24 protein-coding genes are annotated in these 23,950 nt (G+C 67.3%); 11 read left to right on the forward strand and 13 right to left on the reverse strand.

Going from position 1 to position 23,950, the window contains the following annotated elements:
* Positions 1-174 precede the first annotated feature (174 nt).
* From ASE78_RS00875 to ASE78_RS00905, 7 genes are all read left to right on the forward strand, one after another.
* Positions 175-1,428 (forward strand): EAL domain-containing protein, encoded by a 1,254-nt coding sequence (locus ASE78_RS00875; RefSeq protein ID WP_235514830.1) that lies wholly within the window; start codon positions 175-177, stop codon positions 1,426-1,428.
* 40 nt (positions 1,429-1,468) lie between these two features.
* Complete coding sequence (locus ASE78_RS00880; RefSeq protein ID WP_056492068.1) at positions 1,469-3,949, forward strand: ATP-binding protein; 2,481 nt, start codon at positions 1,469-1,471, stop codon at positions 3,947-3,949.
* Positions 3,946-4,338 carry a response regulator gene (locus ASE78_RS00885; RefSeq protein WP_055758611.1) on the forward strand — a complete coding sequence of 131 codons (393 nt, stop codon included), beginning with the start codon at positions 3,946-3,948 and terminating at the stop codon, positions 4,336-4,338. Before ASE78_RS00880 ends, ASE78_RS00885 begins: the two co-directional genes overlap by 4 nt.
* Positions 4,339-4,459: 121 nt before the next feature.
* Positions 4,460-4,666 (forward strand): 30S ribosomal protein S21, encoded by a 207-nt coding sequence (rpsU, locus tag ASE78_RS00890; protein WP_055758614.1) that lies wholly within the window; start codon positions 4,460-4,462, stop codon positions 4,664-4,666.
* A gap of 87 nt (positions 4,667-4,753) precedes the next feature.
* Positions 4,754-5,362 carry an FKBP-type peptidyl-prolyl cis-trans isomerase gene (locus tag ASE78_RS00895; protein ID WP_056492071.1) on the forward strand — a complete coding sequence of 203 codons (609 nt, stop codon included), beginning with the start codon at positions 4,754-4,756 and terminating at the stop codon, positions 5,360-5,362.
* Between the two features lie 380 nt (positions 5,363-5,742).
* Entirely contained in the window at positions 5,743-7,050 is a 1,308-nt protein-coding gene (locus tag ASE78_RS00900) for an exopolysaccharide biosynthesis polyprenyl glycosylphosphotransferase (protein WP_162236444.1), read from the forward strand.
* A 16-nt stretch (positions 7,051-7,066) separates the two neighbouring features.
* On the forward strand, positions 7,067-8,059 hold the full coding sequence (locus tag ASE78_RS00905; RefSeq protein WP_156351232.1) for a M48 family metallopeptidase: 993 nt from the start codon (positions 7,067-7,069) through the stop codon (positions 8,057-8,059).
* Positions 8,060-8,159: 100 nt separating this feature from the next.
* On the opposite strand, the gene ASE78_RS00910 is transcribed toward ASE78_RS00905, so the two are convergent.
* Together ASE78_RS00910 and ASE78_RS00915 are read right to left on the reverse strand one after the other, a co-directional pair.
* Positions 8,160-8,405, reverse strand: coding sequence for a hypothetical protein (locus ASE78_RS00910; protein WP_056492076.1), 246 nt, complete (start codon positions 8,403-8,405; stop codon positions 8,160-8,162).
* A 195-nt stretch (positions 8,406-8,600) separates the two neighbouring features.
* Positions 8,601-9,359, reverse strand: coding sequence for a metallophosphoesterase family protein (locus ASE78_RS00915; RefSeq protein ID WP_055758627.1), 759 nt, complete (start codon positions 9,357-9,359; stop codon positions 8,601-8,603).
* 166 nt (positions 9,360-9,525) lie between these two features.
* Between ASE78_RS00915 and galU the strand changes: the two genes are divergently transcribed.
* Positions 9,526-10,392, forward strand: a complete 867-nt coding sequence (gene galU / locus ASE78_RS00920) for a UTP--glucose-1-phosphate uridylyltransferase GalU (RefSeq protein WP_056492079.1) — start codon at positions 9,526-9,528, stop codon at positions 10,390-10,392.
* A 7-nt stretch (positions 10,393-10,399) separates the two neighbouring features.
* Here the strand turns inward: galU and ASE78_RS00925 are convergent, their stop codons facing one another.
* From ASE78_RS00925 to ASE78_RS00965, 9 genes are read right to left on the reverse strand one after another with little or no spacing between them, the layout of a single operon-like run.
* Positions 10,400-10,735: a DsrE family protein gene (locus tag ASE78_RS00925; protein ID WP_056492326.1), complete on the reverse strand. Its 336-nt coding sequence runs from the start codon at positions 10,733-10,735 to the stop codon at positions 10,400-10,402.
* Positions 10,723-11,472, reverse strand: coding sequence for a HesA/MoeB/ThiF family protein (locus ASE78_RS00930; protein WP_056492082.1), 750 nt, complete (start codon positions 11,470-11,472; stop codon positions 10,723-10,725). The genes ASE78_RS00925 and ASE78_RS00930 overlap by 13 nt, the downstream gene beginning before the upstream one ends.
* Positions 11,469-11,897: a hypothetical protein gene (locus tag ASE78_RS00935; RefSeq protein ID WP_235514831.1), complete on the reverse strand. Its 429-nt coding sequence runs from the start codon at positions 11,895-11,897 to the stop codon at positions 11,469-11,471. The genes ASE78_RS00930 and ASE78_RS00935 overlap by 4 nt, the downstream gene beginning before the upstream one ends.
* Positions 11,894-12,331: a dUTP diphosphatase gene (dut, locus tag ASE78_RS00940; protein WP_056492085.1), complete on the reverse strand. Its 438-nt coding sequence runs from the start codon at positions 12,329-12,331 to the stop codon at positions 11,894-11,896. Before dut ends, ASE78_RS00935 begins: the two co-directional genes overlap by 4 nt.
* Positions 12,328-13,140, reverse strand: coding sequence for an alpha/beta hydrolase family protein (locus ASE78_RS00945; RefSeq protein ID WP_235514832.1), 813 nt, complete (start codon positions 13,138-13,140; stop codon positions 12,328-12,330). The genes dut and ASE78_RS00945 overlap by 4 nt, the downstream gene beginning before the upstream one ends.
* Positions 13,127-14,302 carry a bifunctional phosphopantothenoylcysteine decarboxylase/phosphopantothenate--cysteine ligase CoaBC gene (coaBC, locus tag ASE78_RS00950; protein WP_056492088.1) on the reverse strand — a complete coding sequence of 392 codons (1,176 nt, stop codon included), beginning with the start codon at positions 14,300-14,302 and terminating at the stop codon, positions 13,127-13,129. Before coaBC ends, ASE78_RS00945 begins: the two co-directional genes overlap by 14 nt.
* Complete coding sequence (locus ASE78_RS00955; protein ID WP_056492090.1) at positions 14,299-15,396, reverse strand: hypothetical protein; 1,098 nt, start codon at positions 15,394-15,396, stop codon at positions 14,299-14,301. Before ASE78_RS00955 ends, coaBC begins: the two co-directional genes overlap by 4 nt.
* Complete coding sequence (ubiB, locus tag ASE78_RS00960) at positions 15,393-16,922, reverse strand: 2-polyprenylphenol 6-hydroxylase (RefSeq protein ID WP_056492093.1); 1,530 nt, start codon at positions 16,920-16,922, stop codon at positions 15,393-15,395. Before ubiB ends, ASE78_RS00955 begins: the two co-directional genes overlap by 4 nt.
* A gap of 52 nt (positions 16,923-16,974) precedes the next feature.
* On the reverse strand, positions 16,975-17,706 hold the full coding sequence (locus ASE78_RS00965) for a class I SAM-dependent methyltransferase (protein WP_056492096.1): 732 nt from the start codon (positions 17,704-17,706) through the stop codon (positions 16,975-16,977).
* 176 nt (positions 17,707-17,882) lie between these two features.
* Between ASE78_RS00965 and mutM the strand changes: the two genes are divergently transcribed.
* From mutM to dnaA, 3 genes are all read left to right on the forward strand, one after another.
* Positions 17,883-18,695 (forward strand): bifunctional DNA-formamidopyrimidine glycosylase/DNA-(apurinic or apyrimidinic site) lyase, encoded by an 813-nt coding sequence (mutM, locus tag ASE78_RS00970; protein WP_056492099.1) that lies wholly within the window; start codon positions 17,883-17,885, stop codon positions 18,693-18,695.
* 97 nt (positions 18,696-18,792) lie between these two features.
* Complete coding sequence (gene rpsT, locus ASE78_RS00975; protein WP_055757092.1) at positions 18,793-19,056, forward strand: 30S ribosomal protein S20; 264 nt, start codon at positions 18,793-18,795, stop codon at positions 19,054-19,056.
* Positions 19,057-19,531: 475 nt separating this feature from the next.
* Positions 19,532-20,929, forward strand: coding sequence for a chromosomal replication initiator protein DnaA (dnaA, locus tag ASE78_RS00980; RefSeq protein WP_235514833.1), 1,398 nt, complete (start codon positions 19,532-19,534; stop codon positions 20,927-20,929).
* A gap of 298 nt (positions 20,930-21,227) precedes the next feature.
* Here the strand turns inward: dnaA and ASE78_RS00985 are convergent, their stop codons facing one another.
* Positions 21,228-22,859 (reverse strand): alpha-D-glucose phosphate-specific phosphoglucomutase, encoded by a 1,632-nt coding sequence (locus ASE78_RS00985; protein ID WP_235514834.1) that lies wholly within the window; start codon positions 22,857-22,859, stop codon positions 21,228-21,230.
* Positions 22,860-22,934: 75 nt separating this feature from the next.
* Positions 22,935-23,939 (reverse strand): tryptophan--tRNA ligase, encoded by a 1,005-nt coding sequence (trpS, locus tag ASE78_RS00990; protein WP_055757088.1) that lies wholly within the window; start codon positions 23,937-23,939, stop codon positions 22,935-22,937.
* Positions 23,940-23,950: the final 11 nt, after the last annotated feature.

Raw genomic sequence — 23,950 nt, forward strand, 5'->3', positions numbered from 1 at the left:
TGCGGGGCGAACGGTCGTGCGGCGTTAACCGTTAGTTCGTCCATTCCGGGCTAATCCCGATGCAGGATGCCGTCGTCGAATGTCCCTTTGTCGGCCACCCGAGCCGCGCCCGAGCCGCCGACCGGTGCATCGGTGGCTTGGCAGTGCCTGCCGACTCCGGCCGGGGCGGATGTCGTGCCGCTATCCCGCACCGGATACCGATTCGTTCTGCTCGTCTTCATCGTGAACTTCCCGGTCGTTCGTCGCCGGGCGGGATTGGCGCAGGGCGAGCGATTGATGGCCTGCATCGCCGATCATCTCGAACGATCGGTCGCCGATGCGACCGTCGCGGTCATCGGCAGCTCGACGATCGAGATCACCTTCGATGTCGAGGACTTTGCCGGCGGCCGCATGCTGCTCGATCGTCTGCACCAGGCGTTGGTCCATCCGGTCAGCTTCGATGGTGAATGTCATATCGTCCGTACGGCGATCGGCGGGGCCGGCGGGCCGAAAGCCGACATCGCCGACATCGATCTGATCGAAGCCGCCGAACGCGCCCTGCACGATGCGCGGCTGCGCGGGGGTGATCGCCTCGACGATCTGGGCGATCCGCGATTTGCGATCGATCCGATGGACCTGATGCGCGATCTGCCTGCCGCGATCGCCAATGGCGAAATATTCCTGCACTATCAGCCCAAATTGCACGTCCGTCGCCAGTGCGTCGCCAGCGCCGAAGCGCTGGTCCGCTGGCGGCATCCGACGCGCGGGCTGATCCTGCCGGGCAGCTTCATCGAAATGGCCGAGCGTTGTCTGGAGATCGCCGGTCTGACGCTCTGGACCTTGCGCCAGGCGGCGGTGGATCAGCGCGCGCTTGCGGCCGAGGGCCATGATTTTCCGCTGTTCGTCAACATCTCGGGCGTGTTGCTGTCCGACGAGGTGTTCGTTGCCGAGGCATGCGACCTGATCCGCGACAGCGGGGCGCAGATCGGGATCGAGATCACCGAAACCGCCGTCATCCGCGATCCCGAAACCGCGATTGCGAACCTCAAACGGCTGGCGACGATCGGCGTCCGGCTGGCGATCGACGATTACGGCGCAGGACTGTCGTCGCTGTCCTATCTCAAGCGCCTGCCGGCAGGCGAATTGAAAATCGACAAGTCATTCGTCACCGAACTGACCAGCAGCAACCGCGATCCGCTGATCGTCCGCTCGACCATCGACCTTGCCCATGCGCTCGACATGGAAGTCACCGCCGAGGGGGTCGAGACGCCAGCCGTCATGGCGTTGCTGAGCGTGATGGGGTGCGACATGGTGCAGGGCTATCTCATCAGCCGCCCGATCGAACTCGACGCACTGCGGCGGTTCCTCGTCGATCGGGCGCATATCGAAACCGTTGCCAGCCCGCGGCTGTCGTTCCGGCGATCCGAAGCAGGCTGGATCGGCCGGTGATGGTTACACCGCCTTAACTTTCACCTGCGAAAACCCCGTCATGCGCCGCCCCGCCCTGGCCCTGCCGGCATTCCTTATCCTCGCGGTCGTCGCCTCGGCCGCGCCGCTGCCGGCTGTCGCCAATCCACAGTTCGACCGGAGGGTCGCGGAATTGCGCGCGAAGGCAGTCAGCGACCCGGAAACGGCGTTGCGCGAAAGCATCGCGCTCGAACGTCTCGCGAGACGCAGTCCGGCCGAATCGGCGACGATCCAGTGGCTCCGCGCCGAGAGCAACGCACGGCTCGGCCGCGACGACGTGGCGCGCCGGCTGGTCGAACAGGGCCTCGACACCGTTCGGGGGCAGCGGACCGCGATCGAAGGCGATCTGCTGCGGACGCGCGGCGATATCGCCACCGACGCGGGCGACGTTGCCTCGGCACTGGGCGATTATCAGGCCGCGCATCACATCTATGTCGCGCATGGCAATGCGCGCAGCCGGGCGCTGGCGCTGACCAGTATCGCCTCGCTCTATCGGCAGGGCGGCGATTTCGAATCGGCGCTGCGCTATCTGGGAGAGGCGGCGGATATTGGCGGCGATCCGACGCTGATGGCATCGATCTACAACAATCGCGGCAACGTGCTGTCGGAAATGGGTCGCGACCGGCAGGCGCTGCGCGACTTTCAACGGGCGCAGACCTTCGTCGGCCGCACCGACAATTCGATGTTCGCCGCGCGCATCTGGGGAAATCTCGCCCGGTCGCAGGTGGCGATCGGCGACTTCGCCGCGGCATGGACCTCGGTGTCGCGCGGCATCGCCATCGCCCGCCGTGGCGATTCGCCGCAGGCGCTCGGCGCGTTGCAGTCGATCTCGGCGCGGATCGCGATGGAACGCGGCGATCGGGCACGCGCGGTCGCGCTGATCGATCGCATCTTCGCCGGCGTCGACCTCAAGCGCACCTCGCTTGCCGAGCGCGACAATCATCGCAACGCCTATGTCGTCTATGCCGCGGCCGGCGACACCGCCAAGGCGCTCGCCCATCTCGAAGCGCTCAACCGGCTCGACGATCAGGCGACTCAGGTCGCGACCTCGGCCAAGACCGCCTTGATGTCCGCGCGGTTCGATTTCCAGAATCAGGAACTGCGCATCGCCGGGCTGAAACAGGCCGAACTGCGCCGCAATGTCGCGTTCGAACGGTCGCGCGCCCGGTTCGAACGGATCCTGTTCGGGATCGGCGCCGGCGCGGTCGCGGTGGTCATCGCGCTGCTCGGCTTCGGCGTCTTTACCCTGCGTCGCAGCCGCGACGAGGTGCGCGCCGCCAACACCGAACTCGAACACAGCAACGATGCGCTGGGCCGCGCGCTGGCCGCCAAGACCGAATTCCTCGCGACGACCAGCCATGAGATCCGCACCCCGCTGAACGGCATCCTCGGCATGACGCAGGTGATGCTGGCCGATGGATCGCTGCCACCGGTGGCACGCGACCGGCTGAGCGTGGTGCAGGGGGCGGGGCTGGCGATGCGGGCGCTGGTCGACGATATTCTCGATGTCGCCAAGATGACGACCGGCAAGCTGGCCGTGGCGATCGAACCGACCGATCCCGCCGCCGTGCTGCGTGACGTCGCGCGACTGTGGCACGCGCAGGCGGAGGAACGCGGGCTGACGTTCGCGCTCGACATCGCCGACCTGCCGCCGTGGATTGAAAGCGATCCGGGACGGCTGCGGCAGATCGTCTATAACCTGTTGTCCAACGCGCTCAAATTCACCGCCGACGGTGGCATCGCGCTGCGCGCCTCGGCGCTGGACGGGCGATTGCGGATCGCCGTTGCCGATACCGGTATCGGCGTGCCCGAGGATCGGCAGCAGGACATCTTCGAATCGTTCCGCCAGGCCGATACCAGTACCACCCGGCGATATGGCGGCACCGGCCTTGGCCTGACCATCTGCCGCAATCTCGCGCAGGCGCTGGGCGGCGACATCCTGCTCGACAGCGCCGTCGGCAGGGGATCGACCTTCACGCTCGACCTGCCGATCGTCGAGGTCGCCGCGCCGGCAGGCGCGACCGAGGTAGCCGAGGGCGAGGAACTGATCGTGATCGAGCCCAATCCGATCGCGCGGGGCAAGATTCGCGGGCTGTTGGGCGGACGGGTCGCCGGTATCCGGTTTGCCGATGGCGTCGGGGACCTGATCGCCGCATTCGGCACCGGTTCGCATCGGTGCGTGCTGATCGATCTGCCCGGACTCGCGACGATCTCGGCCACGCCGGTAGAGGATCTGCGTGCCATCGCGACGGCGGCGCAGGCGGCGGGTATGACCGCGATCGTGCTGGCGGCACCCGATCAGTCGATCGGCGAGGACGAACTATTTTTCACCGTGCTGCGCAAACCCGTTTCTGGAACGAAACTAATTTCGACGGTATTGGGGTCGGTGGACACGGCCCCTCGCGACGGGCTCTTGTGTCCGGCGCAAGGGAGGGCGATAGCGACATTGCATATGTCCGACATTGTTGCCCCCGTTCCGGCTGCCTTGCGGCAAGCGTCATGAACATCCTTTACATAGAGGATGATGCGATGAACCGCCGGGTGGTTCGCGACATGCTCGACGTTGCCGGGGCGACCATGGTGGAGGCCGATGGCGCGGAGGCCGGCTTCGACCGGATCGACCGCGAATCGTTCGATCTGATACTGCTCGACCTGCGCATGCCCGGCATGGACGGTTTCGAGGTGATCCGCAGCATCCGTGGGCGCGACGATGCCAAGCGCGATCTTCCGATCATCGTCGTTACCGCCGATGCGGCGGTCGATCTGTCCGAACGGTGTATCAATGCCGGTGCCGATGAAGTGTTGTTCAAACCGGTGGCGATGGACGCACTGTTCGATGCGATCGGCCGCATTCTCGCGCGCAAGTCCGACGAGGACGAGATGCTGTTCTGACCGGCGGGCCGTCGCGCTTGCCGATCCGTGCCGCTATCGATAGAGGAACGCCGATAACGCCGGGCTATGCTTTGGCGAGCCTCGTACTGTTGCTATGAGAAATTCGGAGTCTGGCGGCCTCATGCAGATCATCGTCCGCGATAACAATGTCGATCAGGCCTTGCGCGCGCTGAAAAAGAAGCTCCAGCGCGAGGGCGTGTATCGCGAGATGAAGCTGCGCCGTCATTACGAAAAGCCTTCGGAAAAGCGCGCGCGCCAGCATGCCGCCGCCGTGAGCCGCGCCCGCAAGCTTGACCGCAAGCGCGTGGAGCGCGACAGCGCCCGGTAAGGTGTCGCGGCGTGGACGTTCCGGTTCGCGTCGTTCTTGAATTCAGGTGATGAGGCGGTCGGTTTGATCCGCCGGTTAGGGGTTTTGATGTCGGTTACTGCCGTTCCGCTCCATCCCGTGAAGCGTGGCTATATCGTCTGGCTATGGGTCGGTATCGCGCTGGCGCTGCTATGTGCCGTTGGACTGGCGTGGGCCGGCACGCGCAGCGGCTCCGATTCGTTCCTCGCCTCGAACGCTTCGCGCGCCGGTGTGGTGACGACGGCCAGCGGCCTTCAATATGAAGTGCTGACCAAGGGCAGTGGTCCGACGCCGACCGACGCCGACGTCACGCTCGTCAATTATGTCGGAAAGTTCACCGACGACACGGTCTTCGATCAGAGCCAGCGTCCGACGCCGATGTCGCTCAAGGGCGTCGTGCCGGGCTTCGGCGAGGCGCTCAAGCTGATGCCCAAGGGATCGCGCTACCGCTTCTGGCTCAAGCCCGAACTGGGCTATGGTGCCCCGCGTCCGGCCGGCGCGCCGCCGATGTCGCCACAGATGCAGGAGATGGCGAGCAAGGTGCTGGTGTTCGACGTCGAGATGGTCGACTTCATCCCCGAAACCGTGCTCCAGCAGTTGCAGATGCAGCAGATGATGCAGCAGGGCGGGGGTGCCGGCACGCCGCCTCCGGGGGCGCTGCCGCCGGCTGGACGCTGAGCGCATCGACCGGTTCTTGAACAACGGCGTCGGGAGCAATCCCGGCGCCGTTTTGTTGTAATAACGGTCGGCAGGCGATGGCCGATATTGTTGCGGCGTCATGATCGCCGATCGTTTTGTTGGCTTGGATCAAGTCAAACATCGACGACGGTCGGTCGGGGCGGTTGGCTTGATTGACGATGTGTTGTATCCGCCCGAACGATCACGCCGTATTGAGCGGATGCAGCAAATCCGGCTATGTACTGTCGGGCAGCCGATCGGAGATCCGACTTGGCGGAAAAGGGGCGATGAACGTTATTCCCGGGGGCATACCGTTGGATAAGGTGGCAGGCCGTCCCGGTTCGGGGGGGCGCAGTCGCTGGCAACCGTCGCGCCGGCTGTTGCGGGTCCGCCTTTACGCCGGTCTGGTGCTGCTCGACCTGTTGTGCATCCTTTGCAGCTTCGCCGGGATCGGCTGGGCCTATGAGAACAAGATCCAATCGGTCGCGGTCATCGGGTCGTCGCTCCTGCCAATCTATCTGTTCGCCGCCTTTACCACCGGGGCCTATAATGTCGGCGTCATGGACCGGGTCGGCACCGTCATCGGGCGGGCGATACGGGCGTTCCTGTTCGCGGCGGCGGCGGTCCTGTTCCTGGCGTTCATCCTGAAGGCGAGCGAGGATTTCTCCCGACTGGTCTTCGCGCTCGGCGTGGCGATCGGCGTCCTGACGCTGGCCACGGCGCGCTATGTGTTCCTGCGCCGTGTCGCGCATATCCTCGGTGGAAATCCCTACAACATCGTCATGATCTGCGACGAGGGGCATATGCCGGTCGGGCGGAGCGTTTCGATGGTGCTGGCGACCTCGGCGTTCGATGCCGCCGGGCAGGACCCGGAGATGTACGATCGCCTCGCCCGTGCGCTCGAACAGGTCGATCGGGTGATCGTCGCCTGCAGCGTCGCCAATCGCGAGAAATGGGTTCATCTGCTGCAAGGCGCGAACGTCCAGGCGGAGATCGTCATGGACGAGCTTCAGCCGTTCGGTCCGCGTGGCCTCGGCCGGTTCGGCGGCAGCCCGACGCTGGTCGTCGCGCATGGCCCGATGAGCCCGCAGGGGCGACTGCTCAAGCGATTGTTCGACATCCTCTTCGCCGGCGGCACGCTGTTGCTGCTGTTGCCGGTGTTCCTGCTAGTCGCGGCGGCGGTGAAGCTTGAATCGCGTGGGCCGGTGTTCTTCGTCCAGACCCGCATCGGCCGCGCCAATCGCCAGTTCCGTATCCGCAAGTTCCGCAGCATGCGCGTCGAACAGAGCGACTCGGCCGGCGCACGATCGGCGGCGCGCGACGACAACCGCATCACTCGTGTCGGCGCGTTCATCCGCCGCACCAGCATCGATGAGCTTCCGCAGTTGATGAACGTGCTCGACGGGACGATGAGCATCGTCGGCCCGCGCCCGCACGCTCTCGGCTCGCGCGCCGAGGACAAGCTGTTCTGGGAGATCGACGGACGCTATTGGCATCGTCATGCGGTCAAGCCGGGGCTGACCGGTCTGGCGCAGGTGCGTGGCTATCGCGGCGCGACCAATGTCGAGAGCGATCTGACCAACCGCCTCCACTCCGACCTTGAATATCTCGATAACTGGACGATCTGGCGCGATCTCGTCATCATCCTCAAGACGTTCGGCGTGGTCGTTCACCGGAATGCCTTCTGAACGTCGCCTCTGCCGCGTGACGCGGTTGCGCCGGTCACTGGCCTGCGCGGCGATGCTCGCCTTGGTGCCGCTTGACGGTTCGGCGATCGCGGCGACCGACCGGGCCACGCTGGAGCAGTTGCGGCGCGGCGACGTCCGCCTGGCGGCGATCGGCCATCGTCTGGCGACGGGCAACGCCGTCCTGTGCGACGATCGGGTGCCGGCGATCGGGCTGGTCGTGCATGCGATCGACCAATATTCCGCCGACGAACAGGGTGATGCCCGCGCGGTATTCGGCTTCGATACCGCCGTCGCGATCGAGGGCGTGGTGCCGGGCAGCGCGGCGGCACGTGCCGGCATCCGTCCCGACGAATCGATCGTCCGCGTGAACGATCGACCGATTCCGCCAGCCGACGGGGCAGGGCATGTGCGCACGCGGGACTCGTTCGTCGCGCTGCTCGACGCCCAGCCAGTCGACCGGCCGTTGCGGCTGACGCTGCGCCGGGCGGGGCGCGACCGGGCGGTCGTCGTCCCGCCGTCGCCGGGTTGCCGCAGCTATTTCGAGCTACGCCCCGGCCCCGCGCTCGACGCCAGCGCCGATGGAGCACAGGTGCAGATCTCCGGTGCCTTTCTCGACCGGTTCAGCGACGATCAGGTGGCGGTCGTCGTCGCGCACGAACTGGCGCATAACATCCTGCGGCATCGTCGCCGGCTGGATGCGGCCGGCATAAGCCGGGGCGTGTTCCGCGAATTCGGACGCAATGGCCGCCTGTTCCGCGCGACCGAGGACGAGGCGGACCGGCTGAGCGTGTATCTGCTCCGTAATGCCGGCTGGGACCCAGGGCTTGCCGTCCGCTTCTGGCAGGGGCCGGGGGCACGGATTGCGGGCGGCATCTTCTACAGCAGAACGCATTCCTCTCCCGCCCGGCGCGCCGAACTGATCGCGCAGGAGATTGCCGCCTTGCCAGCCGGCGCGCCGATTCCCTATCGCCCACCACTGCTCGCACGGCAGGATGCGCCGTTGCGGTGAACTACGCGCTGGTCGGTCGAGGAGCCAACGCGATCTACGAAGCACAAAAAAATAGCGGCCCGAAGGCCGCTATTCTCCACTCCGGCTTTCGCCGAAACGATTAGTTGCTGTCCGAATCGTCGTCGCTGTCAGCGACAACGACGATGCCAACGACAACAGCGGCTGCTGCGAGCAGCGCGACGATGATGCCGCCGCCAGCCAGCTCGTTCTTGCCAGCGGTCGTGCCCGACGCGCGGACCGACTTCGCAACCGACAGGCTCGAAGCAACGTTAGCCGGGGCCGCAACGGCCGGGGCAACTGCCATCGAAGCGGCAGCGGCGGCGAGGATGATCTTACCGAAACCCATAATCTACTCCCTTCACGCTCAATTTGCCGCTCACTCACACAAAAGGATGTGTTTGGCAAGCGGTACGATCACAACCCGAAACGCCGGTTCCCGATTGTTGCCGACAGGTCGCAATGTCCTGTGGAAGTCATCCCTAGCACGGGTTTGTGACTTTTCACACATGCCATCGTAATAATCTGCCGCATTGCACAACGGTCAAACGTTCTGAACGATCCATCTGTCGCGTTCGCCGAGGCCAAGCGCGGTCAATACGCCGGTGCGATAGGCGCCAGTGTCGATACCGATACGATTGTCGCGAAATTCGGGTTCTTCGGTAACGGTATGACCATGGACGATGATTTTTTCATGTGGTCTGGCATGTTCGAGGAAGGGCGATCGCATCCAGCGCAGATCCGATGGCCGCTGCCGGTCGATCGGAATATTGGGACGGATGCCCGCATGGACGAACGCATAATCCCCGCGAACGACGAAATCCTCGCCCGCCGCCAGAAAGTCGCGATGTGACTGCGGTACGCAGCGTACCAACAATGCGTGAAGCTCGTCGAAATCGGCCAGATCATAGTCCGCTTCGCTGACGCCATAGCTCAGCATCGTCTCGCGTCCGCCGATTCGCGCGAACAGCCGCAACGCCTCGCGATCGCCCTCGAGCGCCGACAGCATCACTTCCTCGTGATTGCCCATCAGGAACGCGGCGTCGATCCCGCTGTCGGCCAGCGTGCGACACCGCTCGACCACCCCCGCCGAATCGGGCCCGCGATCGACGAGATCGCCGAGAAACACGATCAGCCGGTCGGCCTGTCCCCGCGCGGTATCGTCGGTCATGATCCGGTCGAGCAGGACGTCGAGCTCACGCCGCATCCCGTGGACGTCGCCGATCGCATAGATTCGCGTGCCCTCGGGCGTGATCGACGCGGGCGTCGTGCGTTTTGGTTGGCCGAACAGACGCTTGAACATGCAATTCCCGTGCAACCTCGATAGCCGCCGCAGATAGGTTGTGCCGACCGGAGCGGCAATGGCCGTCCGCCGCGAGTCATCGCGATTTCCGGTGCAATGCAGCGATACGCGCGATATGGCGCGGTTCATCCGGATCCATCGACAACAGCGATCAAGGCACGACCCCATGACCATTCAGCGCGTTCGCAAGGCAGTCTTTCCCGTGGCGGGTCTTGGCACCCGGTTCCTGCCGGCGACCAAGGCGATGCCCAAGGAAATGCTGACCGTCGTCGACAAGCCGCTGATCCAGTATGCGGTCGAGGAAGCGCTGGAGGCGGGGATCGAGCAGATCATCTTCGTCACCGGCCGCGGCAAGGGCGCGCTGGAGGATCATTTCGACGTCTCCTACGAACTCGAAGCGACGATGAAGGCGCGCGGCAAGTCGATGGCGGTGATCGAGGGTATCCGCCAGAAGCCGGGTTCGCCGGTCTATGTCCGCCAGCAGGAGCCGCTGGGGCTGGGCCATGCGGTATGGTGCGCGCGCGAGATCGTCGGCGACGAGCCGTTCGCGGTGCTGCTGCCCGACGAGCTGATGGTCGGCGGTTTCCTCAAGCAGATGGTCGAGGCGTACAATCAGGTCGGCGGCAACGTCATCGGCGCGCTGGAAGTGCCCGACAGCGAAACCGACAAATACGGCATCATCTCGCCGGGCAAGGTTGACGGCAAATTGACCGAAGTGACCGCGCTGGTGGAAAAGCCCAAGGGCAAGGCGCCATCGAACCTGATGATCCCCGGCCGCTACATCCTCCAGCCCGAGGTGATGGACATCCTCGACCAGCAGAAGCCGGGTGCGGGCGGCGAGATCCAGTTGACCGACGCGATGGCCAAGCTGATCGGCCGGCAACCGTTTCACGGCTTCACCTTCGACGGCAAGCGCTACGACTGCGGCGACAAGGCGGGCTGGGTCCAGGCGAACATCGCACTGGCGCTGGCGCGTGCCGACATCGGCCCGGCGGTGCGGGCGTTTGCCGAGGAGGCGCTCGCCGCGCAGTAAGTGCGGTTCAGGCGACGACTAGCCGGTCGTCGCTGAGCGTCGCCAGCAATTCGATCATCCCGCCGCCGCTGACGCCGATCGCGTCGGCGGCGAGTCCGGCCAGCGCAAGGCCACTTTGGCAGGCGATAGTCTCAACGCCGCTCTCCGCCGCGATGCCGCGTAGTTCGCCGAGCGTCGGCTGTCCCGCCGGGGCCGGCGCATCGGCTGCGAAGCCCGCCACCGCCGCTTCATGAAGATAGACCCGCGCCCGCGCGCCCAGTGCCGCCGCCGCACAGGCCATGGTGAGCGCCGCGCGCAGCCGGTCGCCCTCCGCGCCGGCGACGATGATCGTCAGCCCGCGCACCGGCAACCGGGGTCCTTGGGCAGCGTCAGCGTGCGGAAGCGGAAAGCGAGCAGATCGGCGATCAGCACCTTGCCCGCCGGATCGTCTCCGAAGCCGACGATCGCGCGCATCGCCTCCAGCGCGGCCATGCTGCCGATCACCCCGGTCAGCGCGCCCAGCACCCCCTGATCGGCGCAACTCGTATCGGCGCGCGCCGGATCGTCGCCAACGAAACAACGGTAGCACGGCCGCCCCGCCTCCCAGCCGCGAAACACGCCCAGTTGCCCTTCGAACCGTCCGACCGCCGCCGAGACGAGCGGCACCCGTGCCGTCAGCGCGGCATCGGCCACCGCCAGCCGGGTGATGAAGTTGTCGCAGCCGTCGACCACCACATCGGCCCCGGCGAGCAACTCCGCCGCATTGGCGCCATCGATTCGCGCCGCGACCGGCTCGACCCGGACGAACGGGTTGATCCGCGCCACGGCGTCCGCCGCCGCCGCCACCTTCGGCCGGCCAATATCGACATCGCCGAACAAGGTCTGGCGTTGCAGGTTGCTGGCATCGACGATGTCGTCGTCGATCACGACCAATGTGCCGACTCCGCCCGCCGCGAGATATTGCAGCACCGGCGATCCGATCCCGCCGGCACCGATCACCACGACCCGCGCCGCCTTGAGCGCCGCCTGACCGGCACCGCCCACCTCGTGCAGCACGAGATGGCGGGCATAGCGATCGAGTTCGGCGTCGGAGAAGGTCATGCCGCCCAGTCGAACGCCAGCGACGCGCGATACCACGCCCCCTCGCTCACCAGCCGGGGGACGAGGTTGCCGCGCGCGAAGCTGACGACCAGCCCGGCGGCATATTGTTCGACCGTGGGGCAGCCGATCGCGCGCGGTATGGTGGCGCGCACCAGTCCGTCGGCACCGATCAGCACCGCGACATCGACCTGCACCTGCACCCGGCCGCCGACCGCTACCGGCATCGGGCAGGCGGTCCGGCGCAATTCGGTCGCGACGAAGCGGGTCATGTGCGGCGTCGGACGCGGAATATGGCGATAGGGGAGCGGCGGCAGCGCGGCCCAGTCGACCGCGCGCGGCGGGACGGGCGTTTCCACCGGCACGATCGGCACCAGCGGCACGGCGCTTCCGGTCTGGGTCAGCGCGAACAGGGCAAACGCGATCATCGGCCGGTCGATCCGAACCCGCCCGCCCCCCGCGCGGTATCGTCGAGCAAGTCGACCTCGATGAGCGTCGCGTGCAGCACCGGGGCGGGGACCAGTTGGGCGATCCGCTCGCCCCGCACCACGTCGAAGGGCTCCTGCCCGAGATTGGCGAGAATCACCTTCACCTCGCCGCGATAGTCGCTGTCGATCGTGCCCGGCGTGTTGAGGCAGGTGATGCCGTGTTTGAGCGCTAGCCCCGAGCGCGGGCGCACCTGCACCTCATAGCCATCGGGTATCGCCAGCGCGAAGCCGGTCGCCACCGCATGGCGCGCGCCCGGCGCCAGCGTCACCGTCTCGGCCGCCACCACGTCCATCCCGGCCGCGCCGTCGGTGGCATAGGCGGGGAGCGGCAGGCCAAGCCCGTGGGGCAGGCGGAGGAGGCGCAGCGCGATCATGGCGTCACCATCGCATTGCGCATCGGTGCCGTCCCCGGCGCGGCGGCGATGCGGCGCACCGCGTCGATCAGGTCGCCATCGGCCAGCAGATCGTGGCCGCGTCCGGGCAGCACATGGTAATCGGTCGCGATGCCGCGCAGCGCCAGTGCCTCGGCATAGGCGCGCGAGAAGCGTTGCGGCGTCTCGGCATCGTCCGCCCCGACCAGCAGCGTCACCCGCGTCTGCGGCGCGACACCGCCGACCGTCATCAACGGATCGAAGCTCGTCACCGGCCGGGCGAAATCGCCGCCGCCGCGCCGCGCGCGATATTTGCGCCATTCGGGCAGCATGCACGGGCACCCGGCCAGCACGATGCCGTCGACCAGCCCCGGCCGCAATCCGGCGACCACCGCCGCCATCGCCGCGCCACCCGACTGGCCGACCAGCACGGTGCGCGCCTGTGGATAGCGTTTGCGCCAGCGCAGGATGCTGTCGGCAACCGCCGCGATCCGGTCGGCGGTATAGCTGTCGCCCCCCATCCCGCCGCGCTCGCCCGGCGACTGGTTGCCCGCGCTGTCGCGATAGCCCGGCCGCAGCAGCGCCACCGCGCGCGTGTCCGGTATCGCATCGGCGATCCGGTGCGTCGCCTGCGCGAAGTCAGCGGGGACCAGCCCGTCGCCATCGCCGTGCAGCACCAGCACCAGCGTCCGCACGTCGCGTGCGGCGTCTGGCCCGAACGCCTGACCCGCCAGCGCGGGCGGACGCCCGTTCGTCCCGCTGCCGGCGCATCCGGCAAGCGCCATGGCGAGGATCAGCTCACGCCAGCGCATTGGCGATCCGATCGGCAAGGCGGCCGGCAACATCGGCCTTGGGGGCATCGTCCCACGCCTCGACCCCCGTGGCGGTAACGAGATGGACGCGGTTGCGATCACCGCCCATCACGTCGCCCGAAACGTCGTTGGCGACGATCCAGTCGGCGTTCTTGGCGCCCAGCTTGGCGGTTGCATGGGCGATCATATCCTCCGTCTCGGCGGCGAAGCCGACCAGCAGGCGCGGGCGACGCGGACTGCGCCCCAGCATCGCCAGAATATCGGGATTGGGCTGGAGCGTCAGCACCGGCGCTCCGTCGCCTTTCTTGAGCTTGGACGGTGCGGCCTCGACATACCAGTCGGCGACCGCCGCGACCATCACCGCCGCGTCGGCGGGCAACGCCTGCGCCACGGCATTGGCCATGTCGCGGGCGGTTTCCACGTCGATCCGCTCGACGCCCGGCGGAGTCGCCAGCGTCACCGGCCCGGCCACCAGCGTCACCCGGCCCCCACGCGCGGCGCAGGCGGCGGCGATGGCGAAGCCCTGTTTCCCCGACGACCGGTTGGCGAGATAGCGCACCGGATCGATCGGCTCGTGCGTCGGCCCCGCCGTCACAAGGACATGGCGACCGGCGAGCGACGCGGGAAGCGGCGCGGTCGCCGCCTCGATTGCCGCGACGATAGCATCGGGCTCGAGCAGGCGGCCGGGGCCGTATTCGCCGCAGGCCATCGCGCCTTCGTCGGGCTCCAGCACCGTCACGCCGCGCGCGCGCAACGTGGCGACATTGGCCTGCGTCGCCGCATGCTGCCACATGCGCACGTTCATCGCCGGTGCTGCCAGCACCGGCTTGTCGGTCGCGAGCAGCAGCGTGGTGGCGAGATCGTCGGCATGCCCACCGGCCATTTTTGCCAGCAGGTCGGCGGTGGCCGGCACGACGACGACCAGATCGGCCTGGCGGCTGAGCTGGATATGGCCCATCTCCGCCTCGTCCTTCAAATCCCACAGGCTGGTATGCACCGGTTGTTCGGACAGGGCGGCCAGCGTCATCGGCGTCACGAACTGCGCGCCGCCATCGGTCAGCACGCAGCGTACGCCATGCCCCCGGCGGCGCAGGGCGCGGATCAGCTCGCACGCCTTATAGGCGGCGATGCCGCCGCCGACGATCAGCAATATGCGCGTCATCGAACGATCCTCTGCACCCGAACGCGCCGCCTGTCGAGCAGCGCGACCGCCAGATCGCGCGCGGCGTCGGGCAGAAACGCCAGTCCGACCAGAAACGCGGGTGCCGCCGCCAGCACCCAGTAGAAATTGTCGATCCGCGCGAACAGCGCGATCGCCAGCGCATAGCCACCGAAGGTCAGCGCGGCGCGAAAGCCCACCGGCCCCGGTGCCGCCGCCCATCCGGTCAGCGCCAGCATCGCGACCGGCGCGCCGATCCACCACGGCAGCAGCGTCAGCACCGTCGATCGCGCCATCGCATTGGCGAACAGCCCCGGACCATGGCCGCCGGTCCACCCCGGCGACACCGGATCGAGTGGACCCACCGCGATCCCCGCCGCCCGCGCATGCAGCGACAGGATCGCGACGAACACCAGCAGCACCGCGCCCCAGCCGATCGCCTCGCGCCGCTGCCGCTCGATCAGCGCCGCCGCCAGCATCGCCAACGCGAACAGCGCCGCCGTCTCGCGGATCAGCATCGCGCACAGCGCGATCGCCGCCGCCTCGATCCAGCGTTCCTCGCTGCGCAAGGCGAGCGCCCATGCGATGAGCAGCCCGGCCCAGATTTCGTGGAACGCGACCAGCCCCGGCTGGACGAAGGCGATCATGCCGCCCGCCAGCAGGAACCACGCGACGGCGCGGGTCGTGCCCCTGGCGAACCACGCCTCGATCACCCGCCGCCACGTCAGCACCGTGGCCGCCGCCACCCCCGCCAGCAACGCCAGCACCAGCAGGTTCGGCAGCGCCGCCTGCACCACCGCCAGCGTCGGCAGGCGGAAGGTAACGAAGGGCTTGAGCGGATAGCCACCCGCGCGCAGCGCCTGCGCCGCGACGGTGTAGTAATCGCCACCGCCGCGCACCCCTTCGACGATCGCGGCATAGAGGCCGAGGTCGGTCTGCCCGGCGACGCTGGCGGTGCCGCCATCGTCGGCGGGCACGAACCACGACGCGGCGATCAGCAACAGCGCGGCGAGCGCGACCGCCACCGCCGCCACCGGGGGCACCCCCGCGAACCGTCCCGGCCGCGCCAGCCACACCGGCGGTCGCGCCCGGCTCATCCCAGCAGCGCCACCAGCCCCGCGCCCGCGATCCCGCTGCCCAGCGCCACCAGCGCATAGCGCCAGCCGTCGCCGCGCACGACGGTGACTTCCTTGAGCGGCGGGGAAGGGGGGGCGCCGCCCGGCGAGGGATAGCGTGCCTCGATATTGCGGAGCAGCTCGGGCAGGCGGGCGAAGGTGCGCAGGTCGGTGATGATCCGGTCGGCGACGATCGCCTCCGGCCCCAGCTCGTCGCGGATCCAGCCGCGTACGAACGGCGCGGCCGTCTCCCACAGGTTGATCTCGGGATCGAGCGCGGTGGCGACGCCCTCGACCATCACCATCGTCTTTTGCAGCAGTAGCAGGTGCGGCTGGGTCTGCATGTCGAAATCGCGGGTGATGTTGAACAGCGAATCGAGCATCATGCCCACCGACATGTCCTTGACCGCGAGGCCGCGCATCGGCTCGCCCACGGCACGCAGCGCGGTCGCGAACTCGGCGACATTGTGGTGCGCGGGGACGTAGCCCGCCTCGAAATGGATTTCCGCGACGCGCTTATAGTCGCCGGTGATAAGGCCGTAGAGAATCTCGGCCAGCCACACCCGCGCCCGCCGGTCGATCCGCCCCATGATGCCGAAATCGATCGCCGCGATCCGCCCGTCGGCCAGCGCGAACAGATTGCCCTGGTGCATGTCGGCGTGGAAGAATCCTTCGGCGATCGCTTGCCGCAGGAACGCGCGCACCAGCCGTGTCGCCATTGCGCCGAGATCATGGCCCGCCGCGACCAGCGCCGGCCGGTCCGACAGCTTGATTCCGTCGATCCATTCTGTGGTCAGGATGCGCGACGTCGTGCGCTGCCAGTCGATCGCGGGAATGGTGAAGTCGGGTTCGGCCTCCATCCCGTCGGCCAGTTCCGACGCGGAGGCGGCTTCGCGCCGCAGATCCAGCTCGCGCGCGGTCCAGCGCTTCATCGTCTCGATGACGAGGCGCGGGCGCAGGCGCTGCAACTCGCCGCCCATCGTCTCCATCTTGGCGGCGGCCCATTCATAGGTGTCGATCGCGTCGAAGAACTGTGCCTCGACGCCGGGGCGCAGCACCTTCACTGCCACCTGTCGCCCGTCGGTCGTGATCGCGCGGTGGACCTGCGCGATCGACGCTGCGCCGACCGGCGTCTCCTCGATCGAGGCGAATTTCGATTCGATCGACGCGCCCAGTCCCGATTCGATCGCCGGGCGGATGACGTCCCACGACAGCGGCGGCAACCGGTCCTGCAGGCTCAGCAGGTCCTGCGCCACCTCTTCGCCAACCATGTCGGGCCGCGTCGCCAGTGTCTGCCCCAGCTTGATCGCCGCCGGCCCCAGCGCGGCGAACGCCTCGGCATAGCGCGGCACCTCGGGCACCCGCGCGCCGAACCGCGCCAGCCGCACGATCCGCCGCAGCCGCGCCGGGCTGCGCGGATTGCGCTCGATCTCGATCAGCGCGCCATGCCGCGCCAGCGTGCGCCCCCATTTCAGGATGCGCCAGTAATGGGTGAGGGTAGAGGTCATGCGGTTCTTTGTTCTGGACCCCGGCCTGCGCCGGGGTTTGATGCCTGCGGCATCAAATCTTCCACCCGCTGTGGATCGCGACCAGCCCGCCCATGATCGGCTCCACCCGCGTCCGCACGAAGCCCGCCTCGCCGATCATCGCCTCGAACGTCGGCATGTCGGGGAAACGCCGGATCGATTCGATCAGATAGCGATAGCTGTCCTCGTCGTTCGCCAGCAGCTTGCCGAGCTTGGGCACCAGCTTGTGCGAATATTGGTCGTAGACATCGGCGAACCCCGGCCAGGTGACGGTCGAGAATTCGAGGCAGAAGAACCGCCCGCCGCGCTTCAGCACGCGGTGCGCCTCGCGCAATGCCTTGGGGATGTCGGTCACGTTGCGGATGCCGAACGCGATCGTATAGGCATCGAACGACTTGTCGTCGAAGTGCAGCACCTCGGCATTCTGTTCGGACCATACGAGGCCTTCGATCCCGCGCTTGGCGGCGCGTTCCATGCCGACACCCAGCATCGCCGGGTTGATGTCGGCGACGGTGATCGCCGCCCCCGATTTCGCCATGCGGAACGCGATGTCGCCGGTGCCGCCGGCCATGTCGAGGATCGTGTCGCTGAACTGCGGCTTCACCCGTGCGACGAACCGGTCCTTCCACAGCCGGTGCATGCCGCCCGACATCGCATCGTTCATCAGGTCGTAGCGCCCGGCGACGCTGGCAAAGACATCGCCGACGCGCTTGGTCTTTTCGGCGGGGGCTACCTGTTCGTAACCGAAGGATACCGTGTCGTTCATGGGCGACAGCCCTAGCCGCGCCTTGTGGCCGGAGCAAACCGAACCTAGCTGATTATCGGTACGAACCATGCGTCATCCCCGCGCAGGCTGGGATCTCTCGCGGCAGGAGCGGCACACCAGCCCCGAGAGACCCCAGCCTGCGCCGGGGTGACGGTTGTGCTGTGGCAAAGGACCCCATGCCCGAACTTCCCGAAGTTGAAACCACTGTCCGCGGCCTTGCCCCGGTCCTCACCGGCCAGCGTCTGACCCGCGTCATCGCCAATCGCGCCGACCTGCGCCGTGCGTTCCCGGTCGACCTCGGCCAGCGGCTGACCGGCGCGACCGTCACCGGGCTTGCCCGGCGCGCCAAATACGGCCTGATCGATACCGATCGCGGCGATACGCTGGTCTTTCACCTCGGCATGTCGGGGCGCTGGCGGGTCGACCCGACCGAACGGCTGGCGCACGATCATCTGGAGATCGATACGGGCAGCGGGCGGCAGGTGGTGCTGAACGATCCGCGCCGATTCGGCTCGATCGACTTGATGCCGACCGCCGAGATCGCCGCATGGCCGCCGTTCGTCGCGCTGGGACCCGAACCGCTCGGCCCCGATCTTACGCCTGAGCATCTCGAAGCGCGATTCGCCGGGCGGATCGCCGCGGTGAAACTGCTGCTGCTCGACCAGCGGATCGTCGCGGGACTCGGCAACATCTATGTCTGCGAGGCGCTGAACATCGCCCGTATCGCGCCGACTCGCGCCGCCGGCCAAATCGCACCCGAACGACTCGCCGCCCTCGTCGATGCGATCCGCGCGGTCCTGTTGTCGGCGATCGAGGCGGGGGGATCGACGCTGCGCGACTATGCGCGCCCGGACGGCGAACTGGGCTATTTCTCCAAGCAATTCCGCGTCTATGGCCGCGAGGGTGAGGCATGCCCGTGCGGGGGCACCGTCGAGCGGCGAATCGACGGCGGACGCTCCACCTTCTGGTGCGCGACCTGCCAGCGATAGTTGACCGGCAGCGCACCATTCGCTAAGGGGCGCACCTTCACCGGACGGGTGTCTGCCCGATCGGTCCCTATTCATTTTCGATAGAGTCGAGGACGGCATGGCGAATACGCCACAGGCGAAGAAGCGTATCCGGCGCAATGCGCGTCGCGCGGAAATCAACGGAGCGCGGGTCGGCCGCATCCGTACCTTCGTGAAGAAGGTCGAAGCAGCGATCGTCGCGGGTGACCGCGAAGCCGCCACCACCGCGCTCGCGAGCGTCCAGCCCGAGCTGGCGCGTGGCGTTGCCAAGGGCGTGCTGCACAAGAACACCGCATCGCGCAAATTCTCGCGTCTGACGAAGGCGGTCGGCGGAATCGCCTGACCCCTTAGCGTTGCTGCGACCTGATTACCCCGCCGGCGAGTGCGCCGGCGGGGTTTTTCGCGTACCCGTTTCAGGCGCCGTTTACCCCTTGGAAACGTCTTGCGGATCGTTTCGGGAACAGACCGCCGGTTCCCCGAAACTGCCCCGAATCATGGGTCAAAGAAACGGCGGAATTCCAAGGATTCGGCCGATCTTCATCCGACATTTTGCCGTAAGATACTGATTAAAAACGATAAGAAATAAATCCGACGCAGTTCTGCGGCGCAGCGCGTGTCAACCGGCTTTATTTCGGTTTCGTGACTTGATCCCGATCCGCTCCCGTTCCTAAACAGCACTCCCGCCGCCGATCTGCGACGTGCGGGGCCCACGCCTATGCAAGCGTGCGGTCGTCCGCCGGGCGACCGAAGGGGGATTTTGAAACGATGGCCCTGTTGGCCGGGAACACGTGTTTTCCGGGACGGGAGAGGTGTGTCTGGTGACGATTGCGGTGGATCATGGTCAGGTTGAGGTTGCGGCGGCATGGGCCCGCGTGCGCCAGAACCTGCGCGTGTCCGCCGGACAGCGGCTGTTCGACCGCTGGCTGAAGCCGATCGAACTGGTCGCCGACGACGACAGCGCGGTGATCCGCCTGACGCTGCCCTCGGCGTTCATGACCGACTGGGTCCGCAACCATTATGCCGAACGGCTGACCCACGCCTTCCGCGCCGAACTGCCCCATGTCCGCGAAGTGCTGGTCGAAACCGCCAGCCCGCTCCAGTCGCGAATCGTCCCCGCCGCGCCGCTGGGCGAGTCGGACGATGTCGACTTCCCGCCCTACGCCCCGTCGATCGCGCCGCGCCCGGCGGGGGAGCGCCCGACCTTCGATCCGCGCTACCGCTTCGAGACGTTCGTCACCGCCGCCTCCAACCGGGTCGCGTTCAACGCCGCGCGCGCGCTGGCCGAACCCGGCACGCCGCGGTTCAGCCCGCTGTTCCTCCACAGCACCACCGGCCTCGGCAAGACGCATCTGATGCACGCCATCGGCCACGCCTTCCTCGCCGCCGATCCGTCCGCCAGCGCGGTCTATCTGCCCGCCGAGCGCTTCATGTTCGAATTCGTCGCCGCCATGCGCGCGCGCGACACGCACAGCTTCAAGGCCCGCCTGCGCGGCGTCGACCTGCTGATGATCGACGACCTCCAGTTCGTCGCCGGCAAGGACGCGACGCAGGAGGAATGCCTCCACACGATCAACGCCTTCATGGACGCCGGCAAGCGGGTGGTGATCGCCTGCGACCGTTCGCCCGCGCTGCTCGACGGCATCGATCCGCGCCTGATCTCTCGGCTGGGTGGCGGCCTCGTCGCCGACATCAAGGCCCCCGAGGAGGCGCTGCGCCACGCGATCCTCGCCGCCAAACTGTCCGATTCGCCCAAGGGGCTGGTGCCCGACGACGTGCAGGAACTGCTCGCGGGGCGGATTCGCGGCAGCGTGCGCGAGCTGGAAGGCGCGTTGAACCGCCTGCTCGCCTATGCGCAACTGACCGGCGACGTCATCGACATGCCGTTCGCCCATGCGACGCTCGGCGAGATGCTGGCCGGGCCGGCGCGCCGGGTGACGATCGACGACATTCAGCGCGCGGTGTCGGTGCATTTCGAGGTGAAGCAGCTCGATCTGATCTCCGCCCGCCGCGCACAGGCGATCGCGCGGCCCCGCCAGGTGGCGATGTACCTCGCCAAGAAGCTCACCACCCGCTCGCTGCCCGAAATCGGCCGCAAGTTCGGCAACCGCGACCATTCCACGGTCATCCACGCGGTCCGCCGAATCGAGGAACTTCGCGGCGTCGACCGCGAAATCGACGGCGCGGTCCGCTCGCTGCTGCGCTCGCTCGAAGCGTAACGGCTGCCGCTTACCGGCGACCGCCCACCACCATCGTCATTCCGGTGAAGGCCGGAATCCATACACGCTGACGATCCGACTCGATTCGCAGCGGTAGTGGCTCTGCGTGGTCCAGTAAAAGATGGGTTCACGCGGAGGCGCGGAGGCGCGGAGGCGTTGCGCCCGGTGCTACCGCACCCGCGCCAGCGGCCTCATCTTATCGGCAGCCGGAAGCGCAGGCGTCTCCCGATCGCGGAAGGGTATGCCCGAGTCGCACCCCCTCCGCGCCTTCGCGCCTCCGCGTGAACCAACCTTCTTCTTACGTAATAACGTCCGGCGCATCCCGCCCGGTATGCTCGCGAATCGACGCGAGCGTCTCCGCCGCCGCCACCAGCGGTGCCAGCGCGTCGCCGGTCGCCTGCTCTAGATCACCCTCCACCGGCTCATACCGCTCGATATACACGCGCAGCGTCGCGCCCTGCGTCCCCGTCCCCGACAGGCGGAACACGATTCGCGACCCGTCGGCGAACAGGATGCGGATGCCCTGGTTGCGGCTGATCGACCCGTCGGTGCTGTCATGATAGGCGAAATCGTCCGCCTCGGACACGGTCAGCGCCCCGATCGCCGTCCCCGGCAACGTTGCCAGCCGTCCGCGCAGCGACGCCATCAGTGCATCGGCTCCGGCCTGCGCGACCCCCTCGTAATCATGCCGCGCATAATAGTTGCGGCCATAGCGCGCCCAATGGTCGGCCATGATCTCCGCCACCGGCTGGCGTCGTACGGCAAGGATGTTGAGCCACAGCAGCACCGCCCACAGCCCGTCCTTCTCGCGGACGTGATTCGATCCGGTCCCCGCGCTCTCCTCGCCACAGATGGTGACGAGGCCGGCATCGAGCAAATTGCCGAAGAACTTCCACCCGGTCGGCGTCTCATACAGCGGCACGTCCAGCGCCTGCGCGACCCGGTCGGCGGCGGCCGACGTCGGCATCGACCGCGCGATCCCGGCAATGCCGTCCTTATACGCCGGGGCTAGATGCGCGTTCGCCGCCAGCACCGCGAGCGAATCGGATGGTGTCACGAAGATGCCGCGCCCGATGATGAGGTTGCGGTCGCCATCGCCGTCCGACGCCGCGCCGAAATCGGGGGCGTCCGGGCCCATCATCCGCTCGTACAATTCGTGCGCATGGACCAGATTGGGATCGGGATGATGCCCGCCGAAGTCGGGCAACGGGGTGGCGTTGACCACCGAACCGGGGGCCGCGCCCAGTCGGCGTTCGAGAATCTCGGTCGCGTACGGCCCGGTTACGGCGCTCATCGAATCGAACGACAGCCGGAACCCGCCCGCGATCAGCGCGCGAATCGCGTCGAAGTCGAACAGCCCTTCCATGCACTCGGCATAATCGGCGACCGAATCGATCACCTCGACGGTCATGCCGTCGACCATCTGCTCGCCGGGCGAATCGAGATCGACGTCGCCGGCGTCGCTGATGACGTACGCATCAATCTCCAGCGTGCGGGCATAGAGCGCGTCGGTGAAGCTCTCGGGCGCGGGGCCGCCGTTCGACACATTGTACTTGATGCCGAAATCCTCGTCCGGCCCGCCGGGATTATGGCTGGCCGAGAGGACTAGTCCGCCGATCGCACCGCGCTTGCGGATCACGTTGGAGGCGGCGGGGGTCGACAAGATGCCGCCTTGCCCCACGATCACCCGGCCGAACCCGTTGGCGGCGGCCATGCGGATCGCGGTCTGGATGACCTCGCGGTTCAGATAGCGCCCGTCGCCGCCGATCACCAGCGTCGCACCGTCCTTGCCCTCGACCACGTCGAACACCGACTGGATGAAATTCTCGGCATAGCGCGGCTGCTGGAACACCCGCACCTTCTTGCGCAGGCCCGACGTGCCGGGCTTCTGGTCAGTAAAGGCTGAAGTGACGACGGTATTGCTGGGCACGAACATTTCCCCCGATGCTGCGGAACGGGGGATTCATTATCGCGGCGGCCTGACCTGCGACAGTTAATTCGCAGATCAGACCTGCAATCCCAGTGCCTCCTGCGCCGCGCGCAACGTCGGCCGCGCCAGCGCCTCGGCCTTCGCCGCGCCCTTGGCCAGCGCCACACCGACCGCCGCCCGATCCTCGAGCAGTGCCACCAGCCGGTCGCGGATCGGCCCCAGCGTCGCTACCGCCAGATCGGCCAGCGCCGGCTTGAACGCGCCGAACCCCTGTCCCGCGAACCGGTCGAGCACGTCCTGCGACGTCTCCCCGGCAAGCGCGGCATAGATGGTGACGAGGTTGCGTGCCTCGGGCCGCTCGGCCAGCCCGGCGACCGCATCGGGCAGCGGCTCGGGATCGGTCTTGGCCTTGCGGAACTTGGTCGCGATCAGCTCGTCCGAATCGATCAGGTTGATCCGGCTCATGTCCGACGGATCGGACTTGGACATCTTGGCCGTGCCGTCGCGGAGCGACATGATGCGCGGCGTGTCCTCGGGAATCATCGGTTCGGGCAGCGGGAACAGCTCGACCCCGAAGTCGAGGTTGAACTTGGTCGCGATGTCGCGCGCCAGTTCCAGATGCTGTTTCTGATCCTCACCCACCGGCACATGCGTCGCCCGGTACGCAAGGATGTCGGCGGCCTGAAGCACCGGATAGGTGAACAGCCCGACGCTCGCGCCTTCGCGGTTCTTGCCGGCCTTGTCCTTCCACTGGGTCATGCGGTTGAGCCAGCCGACGCGCGCCGTGCCGCCCAGGATCCACGCCAGCTCGCTGTGCGCGGGCACCCGCGCCTGATTGAACAGGATCGACCGGTCGGGATCGATTCCCGCCGCCAACAATGTCGCCGCCATCTCGATCGTGTTCGACGCCATCAGCTTCGGGTCCTGCGTCACCGTCAGCGCGTGAAGATCGGCGAGGAAGAACAGGCAGGTATCGTCCGGTCCCATCCGGTCCTGCAACCGCACCCAGTTGCGGATCGCGCCCAGATAATTGCCAAGGTGGAGATTGCCGGTGGTCTGGATGCCGGAGACGACACGCATGGAAAGTTCCT

This window comes from Sphingomonas sp. Leaf25, from assembly GCF_001421635.1.
Lineage (GTDB): Bacteria > Pseudomonadota > Alphaproteobacteria > Sphingomonadales > Sphingomonadaceae > Sphingomonas.